At 73.5% G+C, this 13,839-nt stretch carries 11 protein-coding genes; 7 read left to right on the top strand and 4 right to left on the bottom strand.

Features of this window, described 5'->3' with window-relative positions; all coding sequences use genetic code 11:
• Positions 1–29: 29 nt before the first annotated feature.
• The 4 genes from L3X23_RS15670 to L3X23_RS15655 form a co-directional block, all read right to left on the bottom strand.
• Positions 30–1,382, bottom strand: coding sequence for a (Fe-S)-binding protein (locus L3X23_RS15670; RefSeq protein WP_237192900.1), 1,353 nt, complete (start codon positions 1,380–1,382; stop codon positions 30–32).
• Entirely contained in the window at positions 1,379–2,500 is a 1,122-nt protein-coding gene (locus tag L3X23_RS15665) for an FAD-binding protein (RefSeq protein ID WP_308116906.1), read from the bottom strand. The genes L3X23_RS15670 and L3X23_RS15665 overlap by 4 nt, the downstream gene beginning before the upstream one ends.
• Before the next feature lie 8 nt (positions 2,501–2,508).
• Positions 2,509–3,963, bottom strand: a complete 1,455-nt coding sequence (locus L3X23_RS15660) for an FAD-linked oxidase C-terminal domain-containing protein (protein ID WP_237192898.1) — start codon at positions 3,961–3,963, stop codon at positions 2,509–2,511.
• Positions 3,964–4,060: 97 nt separating this feature from the next.
• Positions 4,061–4,831, bottom strand: coding sequence for an IclR family transcriptional regulator (locus L3X23_RS15655; protein WP_237192897.1), 771 nt, complete (start codon positions 4,829–4,831; stop codon positions 4,061–4,063).
• Positions 4,832–4,912: 81 nt separating this feature from the next.
• On the opposite strand from L3X23_RS15655, the gene L3X23_RS15650 reads away from it, so the two are divergent.
• From L3X23_RS15650 to L3X23_RS15620, 7 genes are all read left to right on the top strand, one after another.
• The gene (locus L3X23_RS15650) at positions 4,913–7,021 is read left to right on the top strand and encodes a malate synthase G (RefSeq protein ID WP_237192896.1); all 2,109 of its coding nucleotides are present in this window, start codon (positions 4,913–4,915) and stop codon (positions 7,019–7,021) included.
• A 56-nt stretch (positions 7,022–7,077) separates the two neighbouring features.
• On the top strand, positions 7,078–8,292 hold the full coding sequence (locus L3X23_RS15645) for an MFS transporter (protein ID WP_237192895.1): 1,215 nt from the start codon (positions 7,078–7,080) through the stop codon (positions 8,290–8,292).
• 132 nt (positions 8,293–8,424) lie between these two features.
• Positions 8,425–10,797 carry a hydrogen gas-evolving membrane-bound hydrogenase subunit E gene (gene mbhE / locus L3X23_RS15640; protein WP_237192894.1) on the top strand — a complete coding sequence of 791 codons (2,373 nt, stop codon included), beginning with the start codon at positions 8,425–8,427 and terminating at the stop codon, positions 10,795–10,797.
• Positions 10,794–11,333 (top strand): MnhB domain-containing protein, encoded by a 540-nt coding sequence (locus L3X23_RS15635; protein WP_093079708.1) that lies wholly within the window; start codon positions 10,794–10,796, stop codon positions 11,331–11,333. Before mbhE ends, L3X23_RS15635 begins: the two co-directional genes overlap by 4 nt.
• Complete coding sequence (locus L3X23_RS15630) at positions 11,330–11,824, top strand: Na(+)/H(+) antiporter subunit C (RefSeq protein WP_281245823.1); 495 nt, start codon at positions 11,330–11,332, stop codon at positions 11,822–11,824. The genes L3X23_RS15635 and L3X23_RS15630 overlap by 4 nt, the downstream gene beginning before the upstream one ends.
• A complete protein-coding gene (locus tag L3X23_RS15625) occupies positions 11,821–13,338 on the top strand; it encodes a Na+/H+ antiporter subunit D (protein ID WP_237192893.1) in 1,518 nt (505 codons plus the stop codon). The genes L3X23_RS15630 and L3X23_RS15625 overlap by 4 nt, the downstream gene beginning before the upstream one ends.
• A complete protein-coding gene (locus L3X23_RS15620) occupies positions 13,335–13,820 on the top strand; it encodes a Na+/H+ antiporter subunit E (protein ID WP_237192892.1) in 486 nt (161 codons plus the stop codon). Before L3X23_RS15625 ends, L3X23_RS15620 begins: the two co-directional genes overlap by 4 nt.
• Positions 13,821–13,839: the final 19 nt, after the last annotated feature.

The raw sequence follows: 13,839 nt of genomic DNA, 5'->3' as shown, positions 1-13,839 counted from the left end.
GGACACTAGACACGCCCCCCGACGGTTCCTCAGCTCTCGGGGACCGGCACGTTGCGGATGCTGGCGTCGAGGAGCTGGACCGGGTGCAGGAGGGGGAGGTCCCCGCCCAGGTGCTTGCCGATCTGCAGCAGGCAGCCCGGGTTGGCGGTCACCACGATCTCCGGGTGGACGGAGCGCACGTTGTCCGCCTTGCGCCTCCCCAGCTCGTCGGCAGGCTCCGGGTTGATCATGTTGTAGATCCCCGCGGAGCCGCAGCACAGGGCCGCGTCGGGGATGTCGACCAGCTCCAGCTCCGGGATGCTGCGCAGGACCGCGCGGGGCTGCTCGCGCACGCCCTGGGCGTGGCCGAGGTGGCAGGCGTCGTGATAGGCGACGCGGGCGCGCACCGGTGAGCGGGGTGCGACCGGCCCCGCGGCGGCGAGCACCTCGGAGACGTCCTTCACCGAGTCGGAGAAGGCCTTGGCCCGGGGCCCCCACTCGGGGTCGTCGGCGAGCAGGTGCCCGTAGTCCTTCATGGACGACCCGCACCCGGCGACGTTGGCGATCACGTGGTCCACGCCCAGGTCGGCGAAGGTCGCGATGGTGCGCTTCGCGCGGGCGAGCGCCGGGTCCTCGCGGCCCGCGTGGAGCTCCAACGCGCCGCAGCACTGCTGGTCCCGGGGCACGACGACATCGAACCCCTCGGCCGAGAACACCCGGACGGTGGCCTCGTTGACCCGGTGGAAGAACACGTCCTGCACGCAGCCGGACAGCAGCGCGACGGTCCCCCGCTTCGGCCCGACGGCGGGGGTGTGCTCGGGCAGCCGGGCGAACGCCTCGCGCACGGTGACCGGCGGGAGCAGGGACTCCAGCGCGGCGAGCCGCGCAGACAGCTCGGTGGCGAACCGCTCCGGGAGCTTCCCGGTGAGCGTCCGCAGGAAGGGGAGCTTCTGGTAGAGCGCCCCGGGCAGCGCGGCCGCCCGCAGCCGCCGCTTGTAGGGGAACAACGCGAAGATCGCCTCGCGGAACAGCCGGTCGGCCCGGCTGCGCTCGACGTTGCGCTCGAGCTGCGGGCGCACCGACTCGAGGAGCTTGTCGTACTGCACGCCGGAGGGGCAGGCGGTCACGCAGGCCATGCAGCCCAGGCACGCGTCGACGTGCTCCTGCAGCGGGCCCTCGAGCCCGATCTCGCCCTTCTCGGCCAGGTCCATGAGGTAGATCCGGCCGCGCGGGGAGTCCATCTCCTCGCCCCACAGCTGGTAGGTGGGGCAGGTGGGCAGGCAGAACCCGCAGTGCACGCAGTCGTCGAGCAGCTCGCGCTGCGGCGGGTGGTGGTCGTCGAAGGCGCTCGGGCCGGTCTGCGGCAGGTTCGTGTGCGCGGAGCCGGCAGGGGTGGTGCTCACGAGATCTCCCACGGGTCGAAACGGCCGGGGCCGAACCTGGAGTCGGGGTCGAACTTCTGTTTGACGGCGCGGAGCACGGCCACCGCGCTGGGCGGCGGTCCCCACGCGGGCACGGCGGTCCCGGACACGGGTCGGGTGCGCAGCACGCTGGTGCCGCCCGCGGCGTGCACGGCCGCGTGGGCCGCGGCGACCTCGCCGACGGGCACGGACACCGTGGCCACACCGGTGCCGAGGCCCGCGGTCACCGTGCCGACGGGCAGCCGCGCCAACAGACCGGGCAGCAGCGAGGGCTTCACCCCGATCCGCAGCACCGCCTCGCCGGGGGTCCCGCGGGTGAGCGCGGCGTGCTCCTCCCACCCTCGTGAGCGGCGATCGTCGCCGGGGCGACGATCGCCGCTCACGGGGTCCGGGGTGCCGCCGACCAGCGCGACCACCCGGTCGAGCCGGGCGGGGAGTGCCTCCTCGGTGGAGTCGATGCGGACCAGGAGCCTCCCGCTGGAGAGCCACTCCACCGCCGTCGGCTCGAGCTGCGACGCGAGCAGCTCGCCCGCGAGCCGGGCGGCCTCGGACAGGTCGCACTCCACCGCGACGGTGCCGACCGCCGCGGGCACCGGGTGCAGCCGCAGGACCACCTCGACGAGCAGGCCCAGGGTGCCGTAGGAGCCGTGGAGCAGCTTCGAGACGTCGAAGCCGGCCACGTTCTTGATCACGTGCCCGCCCGAGCGGACCACGGCGCCGTCGGAGAGCAGGGTGGTCGTGCCGATCACGAGATCGCGCAGCGAGCCGTGGACCAGCGCGGACGGTCCCGCGTCCCCGGTCGCGAGGAGCCCGCCGACGGTCGCGCCCTCCTCGACGCGGGCGGCGTCGAACGACACGTGCTGGCCGTGCTCGCGGACGGCGGCCTGCAGCTCGCGCAGGGGCGTCCCGGCGCGCACCGAGACCGTCATGTCCCCGGGGTTGTGGGTCAGCACGCCGCTCAGCCCGGTCGTGGACAGCTCGGTCTCGACCGGGCCGAGCGCGCCCGCCCAGGTCGCGGCCGTGCCTGCGCCCGCGATCGCCACCGGGCCCGCCGAGTCGAGCAGCGCCGCGCGGGCCTCGGCGAGCGAGGTCGGTCTCACCAGGGTCCTCATAGCCGCTCGATCACTCCCGCCTCCTCCAGGGGATGCGCCCGGTACCTCCCGGGTCGCTCGCCGCACAGCCGCGGCGTGGGCAGGACCTTGCCCGGGTTGCTGATCCCGGTGGGGTCGAAGGCCTCCCGCACGCGCTGCATCACCGCGAGGTCCTCCTCGCCGAACATCGTCGGCATGGAGCAGGCCTTGTCCATGCCGATGCCGTGCTCACCGGACAGCGACCCGCCCAGCTCCACGCACAGCTCCGCGATCCGCCCCGACAGGTGCTCCGCCCGCTCGGTCTCGCCCTTCGCCGCGCTGTAGAGCACCAGCGGGTGCAGGTTGCCGTCGCCCGCGTGGAAGACGTTCGCCACGCGCAGCCCCGCCTCCTCGCCCATCTCCGCGATCCGCTGCAGCACCTCGGCCAGCCGGGTGCGGGGGACGACGCCGTCCTGCACGAAGTAGTCCGGGGAGATCCGGCCGACCGCCGCGAACGCCGCCTTGCGGCCCCGCCAGATCGCCGCCCGCTCCTCCGGGGAGCCCGCGATGTGCAGCCGCGTGCACCCGTGCCGGTCGCAGATCTCCTTGACCTGCGCGAACTCGGAGTCGCACTGCTCGATCGGCCCGTCGAGCTCCACGACGAGCGCGGCCGGGGTGCCCACGGTGTAGCCCGCGTGCACCGCCTCCTCGGCGGCCTCGATCGCGAGCGTGTCCATCATCTCGACGGCGGCGGGCACGATCCCCGCCGCCACGATGTCGCTGACCACGTCCCCCGCCGCGGCCACGGACGGGAAGTCCGCCAGCAGTGTCCGGACGGTCTCGGGCGTGCGCAGCAGCTTCACCGTGACCGACACGGTGATCCCCAGCGTGCCCTCCGAGCCGAGGAACACCCCGCGCAGGTCGGGGCCCTGCTGCTCGCCGGTGTCCCCGCCGAGGGTGACCAGCGACCCGTCCGGCAGGACCACCTCGCAGGAGTACACGTGGTTGGTGGTGAACCCGTACTTCAGGCAGTGGGCGCCGCCGGAGTTCTCCGCGACGTTCCCGCCGATGGTGCACACCTGCTGGCTCGACGGGTCCGGGGCGAAGTACAGCCCGTGCCGCGCCACGGCCGCGGTGATCTCCAGGTTCGTCACCCCGGGCTCGACGACGGCGCGCCGGTTCTCGACGTCGACCTCCAGGACGCGCTTGAGCCGGGCCACCGAGATCACGACACCGTCCGCCACCGGCAGCGCGCCGCCGGACAGTCCGGTCCCGGCGCCGCGGGCCACGAACGGCACCCCGTTGCGGTGGCAGGCCGCGACCGCCCTCGCCACCCCCGCGGCGTCTCGCGGGATGAGCACGATCTCCGGCCGGACGCGGTAGCCGGTCAGCCCGTCGCACTCGTAGGCGCGGGTGCGGACGGGATCGTCGACGACCTCGTCCGGCGGGAGCGCCGCGGTGATCGCGGCGCGCGCGATCGGGTCCAGAGGCATCACTGACCTCCTCGTGGTGGGAACGTGTGGAGCGTAGGTCGGGGCGGGCGGCTCGGGCGTCCCGAGACCAGACGTTCGGTCAGGGTCCGGGGTGCCGTCACGCCGTGGCCAGGAGGGCGCCGAGCCTGCGGCCCGCGGCGACGACGAGCGGGGCGATGCGGGTGATCGTCGCGTCGTCCATGCGGGAGGTGGGGCCGGAGACCGAGACGGCGGCCCGGTTGTCGCCCGCGCCGGGGCCCACGACCGGGGCGGCGACGCAGCGCACGCCGGTCTCCTGCTCGCCCTCGTCCAGCACGTAGCCGCGGACGTGGGCCTCGGCGAGCTCGGCCGCGAACGCGGCGGGGTCGGTGATCGTGGTCGGCGTGACGGCGGGCAGCCCGGTGCGCGCGACGATCGCGGCGGACTCCGCGGCGGGCAGCGCGCTGAGCAGCGCCTTCCCGACCCCGGTGCAGTGGACCGGCACCCGGCGCCCGATCTCGGTGAACATCCGCATGGAGTGCGGCGACGGGACCTGGGCCACGTAGACGGCCTGGTCGCCGTCGAGCAGCGCGAGGTTGGCCGTCTCGCCGATCTGCGCGACCAGCTCCGCGAGCACCGGCTGCGCCCAGCGGCCGAACTGGTGCGCCGCCGTCTCACCCAGCCCGACCAGCTTGGGCCCCAGCGTGTAGCGCCGCGACGGCAGCTGCCGCAGGTACCCGAGGTCCACGAGCGTGCGCACGAGCCGGTGGATGGTGCCCGGCGCCAGGCCGGTGGCCGCGGCGAGCTCGGAGAGCCCGGCCTCGCCGCCCAGCTCGGCCAGCGACTCCAGCACCCCGAACGCGCGGGCGAGGGACTGCACGCCCGTCGGGCGGGGTATGTCCGTGGTCACAAGCGCGGACTCTACATTCCATGATGCGGAAAAGCCACTCCGTCTGGTAGAAATGAGCCAGACGTGACGAGAGGATTGCCGATGGCCCTGCAGGTCGACCCCCAGCTCAAGACCTTCGTGGAGGACGAGCTCCTCGCGGGTCTGGACCTCACCCCGGACGCGTTCTGGACGGCGCTCGAGGACCTCCAGACCCGGTTCGCCCCGCGGATCGCGGAGCTGCTGGCCCGCCGGGACGAGCTGCAGGCGCAGATCGACACCTGGCACGAGTCGCACGGCGCGGGCACGGCCGAGGAGTACGCCGCGTTCCTCACCGAGCTGGGCTACCTGCTGCCCGCCGACGAGCCGGTCGCGATCTCCGTGGAGAACGTCGACGCCGAGATCGCCGAGATCCCCGGGCCCCAGCTCGTGGTGCCCGCGACGGTGCCGCGCTACGCGCTCAACGCCGCGAACGCCCGCTGGGGCTCGCTGTACGACGCGTTCTACGGCACGGACGCCCTGCCGCAGGAGTTCGAGCTCGCCAAGGGCTACGACGAGCGCCGCGGCGCCCAGGTCATCGCGGCCGCGGACGAGCTGCTCGACGAGCTGTTCCCGCTGGCCCAGGGCTCGCACGCGGACGTCGAGCGGTACACCGCGGGGGAGCAGGGCTTCGTCGCGTTCAGCGGGGCGGCCGAGTCCGGGCTGGCCGACCCCGCCCAGTTCGCCGGGTTCGGCGAGTCGTCGATCCTGCTGCAGCGCAACGGGCTGCACGTCGAGCTCACGATCGACCCGGAGTCGCAGGTCGGGCGCCAGCACCACGCCGGCGTCTCGGACGTGCTGCTGGAGTCCGCGGTCACCGCCATCGTCGACCTGGAGGACTCGGTCGCGACGGTCGACGGCGAGGACAAGGCGAACGCCTACCGCACCTGGCTGGGCCTGATGACCGGCGAGCTGGTCTCGGAGTTCTCGAAGGGCGGTCGGACCGTCACCCGCCGGGTGAACGGCGACCGCGAGTACACCGGCGCCGACGGGACCCCGCTCACCCTGCCCGGCCGCTCGCTGCTGCTGGTCCGCAACGTGGGCCACCACATGACCACGGACGCCGTGCTGGTCGACGGCCGGGAGATCGCCGAGGGCGTGCTCGACGCGCTGGTCACGGCCGCCGCCGCGCAGTACGACCTGACCGGCAGGGGTCGGTACTCCAACTCCCGCACCGGCTCGATGTACATCGTGAAGCCCAAGCAGCACGGGCCGGACGAGGTGGCGCTGACCGTCGAGCTGTTCGCGGCGGTCGAGGAGGCCCTCGGGCTGCCCGCGCGCACGCTCAAGATCGGGATCATGGACGAGGAGAAGCGCACCAGCGTCAACCTCGCGAGCGCCGTCGCCGCGGCGCGGGACCGGGTCATCTTCGTCAACACGGGCTTCCTGGACCGCACCGGGGACGAGATCCACACCTGCTTCGTCGCCGGGCCGGTGATCCCCAAGGGGGACATGAAGTCCTCCACCTGGCTCACCACCTACGAGGACCGCAACGTCGACGTCGCGCTGGCCTCCGGGTTCGCCCACACCGCGCAGATCGGCAAGGGCATGTGGGCCAAGCCCGCCGCGATGGCGGACATGCTGGCGCAGAAGGGGGCGCAGCCCCGGCAGGGCGCGAACTGCGCGTGGGTGCCGTCGCCGACCGCGGCGACCCTGCACGCGCTGCACTACCTGCGCACGGACGTCCACGCCGTCCAGGAGTCGCTGAAGGGCCGCACCGCGGACCGGTCGAAGCTCCTCGTGCTGCCGCTGCAGGCCGAGGCCCCCTCGGCCGAGGCGATCACCCACGAGCTGGAGACGAACGCGCAGTCGATCCTCGGCTACGTCGTGCGCTGGGTCGGGCTGGGCATCGGCTGCTCGACCGTGCCGGACCTCGAGGGCGTCGGGTTGATGGAGGACCGCGCCACGCTGCGGATCTCCGCGCAGCTCGTCGCGAACTGGCTGCACCACGGCCTCCTGGACGAGCAGACCGTCCGGGACACCTTCGCCCGCATGGCGGTGCTGGTCGACGAGCAGAACGCGGACGAGCCCGGCTACCCGGCCATGGCCAAGGACCTGGAGCACAGCGAGAGCTTCCAGGCGGCCCTGGAGCTGGTCCTCACCGGCCGGACCGAGCCCAACGGCTACACCGAGCGCGTCCTGACCACGTGGCGCAAGAAGGCCAAGTCCGCCTGAGCCGTGAGTGGCGATGGTCGCTCTGGCGACTATCGCCACTCACGGGGGTGTTGGGGATGGGTATGAAGTCGTGGGCGCGTGTGGCCGCCGTCCTGTTCGTGATCGGGTACGGCGCGAACCAGTTCTCGCCGCTGATGGTCATGTACCGGGAGCAGGGGCACTACTCGGCGACGGTGGTGGCGGCGTTCTTCGGCGTCTACGTCGCCGGGCTGGCCCCGGGGCTGTTCGTCGGCGGTCCGCTGTCGGACCGGTACGGGCGCCGGGCGGTGCTGCTGCCCGCGGTCGTCCTCTCGGTGCCTGCGAGCGCGGTGTTGGCGCTCGGGGCGTTCTCCGAGACCCTGCTGTTCACCGGCCGGTTCCTGTTCGGGCTGGTCACGGGTGTGGCGATGGCGGTCGGGTCCACCTGGGTGAAGGAGCTGTCCCAGGCTCCGCACGATCCCGAGGCGGACTCCTCGGCCGGGGCGCGGCGGGCGGCGTTGTCGCTGTCCGCCGGGTTCGGCGTGGGCCCGGTCGTCGGCGGGGTGCTGGCGCAGTGGGCGCCGCTGCCGATGGAGCTGCCCTACCTCGCCCACATCCTGGTGACGCTGCCGGTGATCGTGCTGGTCCGCCGGGCCCCGGAGACCCGACCGCGGGCCGAGAGGACCGCCGAGGGCGCGTCCCCCGCGGCGGGCGGCTGGACGACCCGGCTGCGCGATCCCCGGTTCCGGGCCCGGGTGCTGCCGCTCGCCCCCTGGGTGTTCGCGGGCCCGGCCGTGTCCTTCGCCGTGCAGCCCGCCGCCCTGGGGGACCGCACCGCGGGGTTCGGCTTGTTCTTCGCGACCCTGCTCACCGCCGTCACGTTGTCGGCGGGGGTGGGGATCCAGTCCACCGCCCGCAGGCTCGACGCGCGCAACCCCCTCGTCGGCGGCAGGCTCGGCCTGGGCCTGATCGCGCTGGGCTCGCTCGTCGCGGCGCTGACCGCGGTCACCGGCTCGCTCGTCGTCGCCGTGGTGGCGAGCGCGATCCTGGGCTCGGGCTTCGGGATCTCGCTGGTCAGCGGGCTCATCGAGGTGCAGCGGATCGCCGCGCCGGACCACCTCGCCGGGGTCACCGCCGTGTACTACTCGCTGACCTACCTCGGGTTCCTGCTGCCGCTGGTGCTCGCCCCCCTGGCCCCCGCGTTCGGCTACCCCGCGCTGCTCGTGGTCGTCGCCTGTCTGGCGCTGGTCTGTCTGGCCGTGCTCAGCCGGGCAGGCGCCCGCCCGGGGGTGACGACACGTCCGGCCCGGTAGGGTGGGGTGCGGCACCCGGGTTCGCCGAGTAGCCCGGCCGCCCCCGCCACACCCTGTTCCGACCCGACCTCGCGCCGGGCCGCTCCCCGCAGCATGCGCGCCGCAGGTCGTCCGACACGCCACGGAGGTGCCTTGCTCGCGCTCGTCGTCGCTCATCTCGTGGTGGCCGCCCTGCTGCCCCTGGTGTCGCGACGCAGTCGACGTGCCGCCTTCGGCGTCGCCGCCGTGCTCCCGGCCGCCACCCTCGTCTGGGGGCTCGCGAACCTGCCCGCGGTGCTGGGCCCGGGCCCGGCGCCGTCCGAGACCCACGTCTGGGCGTCGGCGCTGCACCTCGAGTTCGGGTTCCGGCTGGACGCGCTCGGCGTCGTGATGATCGTGCTGGTCGGCGGGCTCGGCGCCCTGATCCTCGCCTACTCGGCCTGGTACTTCGGCAAGGACAGCCGGGACGCGCCGCGGAACTCCGCGCTGCTGCTGGCCTTCGCCGGCGCCATGCTCGGCCTCGTCCTCGCGGACGACCTGCTGACGCTCTACCTCTTCTGGGAGCTGACGTCCATCGCGTCCTTCCTGCTGGTCGGGCAGGGCGGTCTGCACCGGGCCAACCGGCGCGCGGCGGTGCAGGCGCTGCTGGTCACGGTCATGGGCGGGCTCGCGATGCTGCTCGGGATCGTGATCGTGGGGGAGTCCGCGGGCACCTACCGGATCTCCGAGATCGTGGCGGCCGCGCAGCACGGGGCCGGGCCCGCGGGCGGGCTCGCGGCGACCGGGATCGTGCTGATCCTGATCGGCGCCCTGACGAAGTCCGCGCAGTTCCCGTTCCACCCCTGGCTGCCCGGCGCGATGGCGGCGCCCACGCCGGTCAGCGCCTACCTGCACGCGGCGTCGATGGTGAAGGCGGGCGTCGTGCTCGTCGGGCGGTTGTCGCCCGCGTTCGCCGACCGCAGCTACTGGTGGGTGCCGATCGCGGTGCTCGGCCTGGTCACCATGCTCGTCGGCGGCTGGCGGGCGCTGCACGAGACGGACCTGAAACGGCTGCTCGCCTTCGGCACCGTGAGCCAGCTCGGCTTCCTGATGGTGCTCTTCGGCTCCGGCGACCGGATCGGTGAGATCGCCGCCCTCACGATGCTGCTGGCCCACGGCCTGTTCAAGGCGCCGCTGTTCATGGTCGTCGGGATCGTGGACAAGGTGACCGGGACCCGCGAGGTCGGCGCACTGTCCGGGCTCGGGCGGCGGCTGCCGGGGCTCGCCGCCGCGGCCACCCTCGCGGCGGCCTCGATGGCGGGCATCCCCTTCCTGCTCGGGTTCCTGGGCAAGGAGGCCGCGTTCGAGGCCTTCGTCCACGACGGCGACTGGGTGCTCGCCCTCGGCCTGCTGCTCGGCTCGATCTTCACCGTGGCGTACTCGGCGCGGTTCCTGTGGGGCGCCTTCGCGACCAAGGCCGGCGTCGAGGCCACCGAGCCGAAGGCCGTCGTCCCGGGGCTGTCCGTCCCGACCTGGATCGCGGCGTTCGCCGGGCTCGTGCTCGGGTGCGTCCCGCCGCTGACGGACGCGCTGGCGCGGAACTACGCCGCCGCCTACCCGGCGGAGGACGCGGTCGCGGCCGACTACCACCTCGCGCTCTGGCACGGGCTGTCGCTGCCGTTGCTGTTCTCGGCGGTCGCGCTCATCGTCGGCGCCACCCTGCACCTGCAGCGCGCCCGGGTGACCGGGCTGCACACCGCCTTGCGCCACCCGCTGTCCGCCCAGCGCGGCTACGAGGTCACCATCGGCGGGATCGAGCGGTTCGCGGTGTGGGTCACCGGCCGGATCCAGGCCGGTTCGCTGCCGGTCTACCTCGGCGTCCTGCTGCTCACCGTGCTGGTGCTGCCCGGGCTCGCGCTGGTCTTCGGCGGCACCCTGCCCGCGACGGTGCCCGGCTACGGCTCGCTGATGCAGCTGCCGCTCGGCCTGGTGATCGTCGCCTGCGCGGCCGCCCTGACCCGGGTGCGGCGCCGGTTCACCGCCGTACTGCTCGTCGGCGCCATCGGGTACGCGATCGGCGGCCTGTTCGTGGTCGACGGCGGGCCCGACCTGGCCCTGGCCCAGTTCCTCGTCGAGACGCTGACGATGGTCGCCTTCGTGTTCGTGCTGCGCAGGCTGCCCGCGCACTTCGACGCGGGGCCCCGGGTGGGGCGGGGGATCCAGCTGCGCAAGGCGGCCCTCGCCACCGTCGCGGGCGTGTTCGTCGCGGTGGCGGCGGTCGTGCTCAGCGGGGCGCGGCAGGAGCCGCCCGCGGTCAGCGGGGAGTTCGTCGCGCGGGCGCCGGAGGCGGGCGCGGACAACGTGATCGCCGCGATCCTCGTCGACTTCCGCGCGTTGGACACGGTCGGGGAGATCACGGTGCTGCTCATCGCCGCGGCGGGCACCGCGAGCCTCGTGCTGGCCACCCGGCACGACAAGAAGGGGAAGTCGGGCCGCGTCGAGAGCGGCGGCGGCACCCCCGAGCACGAGGAGGAGATCGCCGGATGACCGCCACCCCCGAGCAGAAGATCCCCTTCGAGCAGTGGGACGCCCCGTCCGGCGAGTGGACGCTGCCGGGCGCCTGCCCCGTGCGCACCAACCGCACCCTGCTGCTCGAGGCGGCGACCCGGTTCCTGTTCCCGGTCGTCCTGGTGTTCTCGGTGTACCTGCTGATCGTCGGCCACTACGCGCCCGGCGGCGGGTTCCAGGGCGGGCTGACCGCGGGCCTGGCCTTCGTGCTGCGCTACATCGCGGGCGGCGGGTCCGAGGGCGTCGAGATCGGCTCCCGGCTGCGGCTGCGCCCGCCCGTGCTGATGGGCACCGGCCTGCTGCTGGCGATGATCACCGCGTTCGCGCCGGTGCTGGTCGGCCGCCCGGTGCTCAGCAGCGCGAAGGTCTCGTTCCTCGGCGTGGAGGTGGTGTCGAGCCTGCTGCTCGACGTCGGGGTGTACCTGCTCATCATCGGCGTCGTCCTCGACCTGCTGCGGTCGCTGGGCAGCGGGATCGAGCGGGACGCCGAGGCCGGGCAGGGGGAGCGCCCGTGACCACGATCAACATCGGGATGGCGGTCGTGCTGGCCGTCCTGTACTCCGTGGGCTTCTACCTGCTCATGCAGCGCTCCCTGATGCGCATCCTGATCGGCATCGTGGTCCTCGGCCACGGCGCGAACCTGCTGCTGCAGCTCGCGGGCGGCCCGCCCGCCCGCGCTCCCGTGCTGGGCACCGCGCCCCCCGCGGAGTTCGCCGACCCGCTCCCGCAGGCCCTGGCGCTCACCGCCATCGTCATCACGTTCGCGCTGACCACCTACCTGCTGGCGCTGGGTTACCGCAGCTGGGTGCTGACCGGGCACGACGAGGTGCAGGACGACCTCGAGGACCGCCGGATCGCGCTGTCCGAGCGGCCCGACGGCGCCATGGAGGAGGACACCGAGGGGGCGGACGAGGACACCGAGGACCCGGGCTCCGCCGCGGCGTCCAACGAGCCGGCGGAGATCGCCACCGGCGGCCCGGACGCGTCGTCGGAGGTGTCCCGGTGAGCACCCTGGTGACCCTGCCGGTGCTGCTGCCGATCCTCGGCGCGGCGCTGAGCGTGATCTTCGTGCGCCAGGCCACGCTGCAGCGGCTGATCGGCATCGTGGTGCTCGTCGCGGTGTGCGTGGTGGCCGCGGTGCTGCTGGTGGCGGCGGACCGCACCGGTCCCGTCGTCGTCGAGCTCGGCGGGTGGCCCGCGCCGGTCGGGATCGTGCTGGTGGCGGACCGGCTGTCGGCGCTGCTGCTGCTCATCTCGACGGTCGTCACGCTGGCGGTGCTGGTCTACGCCATCGACCAGCGGATCTCCGACTACGGCCGGGACACCGCGAGCACCACGTTCCACCCGATCTTCCTGCTGCTGTCGACCGGGGTGTCGCTGGCCTACCTGACCGGTGACCTGTTCAGCCTGTTCGTGGCGTTCGAGATCATGCTCGCGGCCTCGTACGTGCTGATCACGCGGCGGACGAACGCCGAACGCATCCGCTCGGGGATGACGTACGTGATCATCTCGCTGACGTCCTCGCTGCTGTTCCTCACCACGATCGCCCTGGTCTACGCGTCGACGGGCACGGTGAACCTGGCGGACCTGGCGGGCCGGGTGGCCGCCCTGCCGCCGGGCCTGCGGACGCTGCTGTCGATGCTCACGATCGTCACGTTCGGGATCAAGGCGGCCATGGTGCCGCTGCACTTCTGGCTGCCGGACAGCTACCCGAACGCCCCCGCCCCGGTCACCGCGCTGTTCGCGGGCCTGCTCACCAAGGTCGGCATCTACGCGCTGCTGCGCACCCAGACGCTGATCTTCCCCGGGGACGGGCCGAGTGCCGTGCTGCTGGTGTTGGCGGTGCTCACGATGGTCGTCGGAGCGCTGGGCGCGCTCGCCCAGAACGACCTCAACCGGTTGCTGTCCTTCCTGCTGGTCAGCCACATCGGCTTCATGCTGTTCGGGCTCGCGGTGGACGACGCGCGGGGCGCGGCGGGCACGGCCCTCTACATCGTCCACCACATCACCGTGCAGGCCACGCTGTTCCTGGTCAGCGGCTTGATCACGCGGCGGACCGGGACCGTGTCGATCGACCAGATGGGCGGGCTGGCGCGGCGGTCGCCGGTGCTGGCCGTGCTCTTCGCCGTCCCGGCGCTGACGCTGGCGGGCATCCCGCCGACGTCGGGTTTCGTGGCGAAGCTCGCCCTGCTGCAGGCGGGCGCCGCCGGGACCGTCGGCACCGTCGTGGTGGCCGGGTTCGTGGTGCTCGCGTCCCTGCTCACGCTGTGGGCCGTGGTGCGCGTGTGGATCCGGGTGTTCTGGGGTGCGGACAAGGAGCCGCTGCCGGACGACGACCCGAACGACGAGCTCGTCATCGGCACCTCGAAGACGTCCGCACCGATGTACATGGCCTCCGCGGCCCTGGTCGCGGTCAGCATCGCGATCGCCGCGGCGGCCGGGCCGCTGTCCGCCGTCACCGAACGGGCGGGTGCGGACCTGATCGCGCGCGTCCCCTACCTCGAGGCGGTGCTCGGATGAAGCGCTGGCCGCAGATCCTCTGGCTGACCGTGGTGTGGGTGCTGCTGTGGGGGTACGTGACCCCGACGATCGTCGTCGGCGGCCTGGTCGTCGCGCTCCTGGTGACGGTGCTGTTCCCGCTGCCGGTCCTCAACCGGCTCCCGTTCCGGCCGTGGCCGCTGCTGCGGCTGGGGGCGTTCCTGGTGGCGGACCTGTTCCGCTCCGGGTGGGACGTCGCCGTCGAGACGCTGCGCTACGGGCCGAAGTCCCGGGCGGGCATCGTCGCGGTCCCGCTGCTCACCGACTCCGAGCGGGTCATCACGCTGATCGCAGGCGCGGCCGCCCTGACGCCGGGCAGCTTCGTCCTGCAGATCGACCGGGCCGGCTGCGTGCTCTACGTCTACGCGCTCGGGCTGCGCAGCGCCGCGGACGCCGAGCAGACCCGCGCCCACATGCGGCGGCTGCAGGAGCGGGTGGTCTCGGCGGTGGGGGTGACGGTGTGACTCCCGCCGACGGACTCTC

Origin of the sequence: Pseudonocardia sp. WMMC193 (assembly GCF_021728735.1) — a bacterium.
Classification (GTDB): Bacteria; Actinomycetota; Actinomycetes; order Mycobacteriales; family Pseudonocardiaceae; genus Pseudonocardia; species Pseudonocardia oroxyli.
Note: the sequence above shows the minus strand (reverse complement) of the source record. Positions and strands in the feature narration are given on the sequence as shown.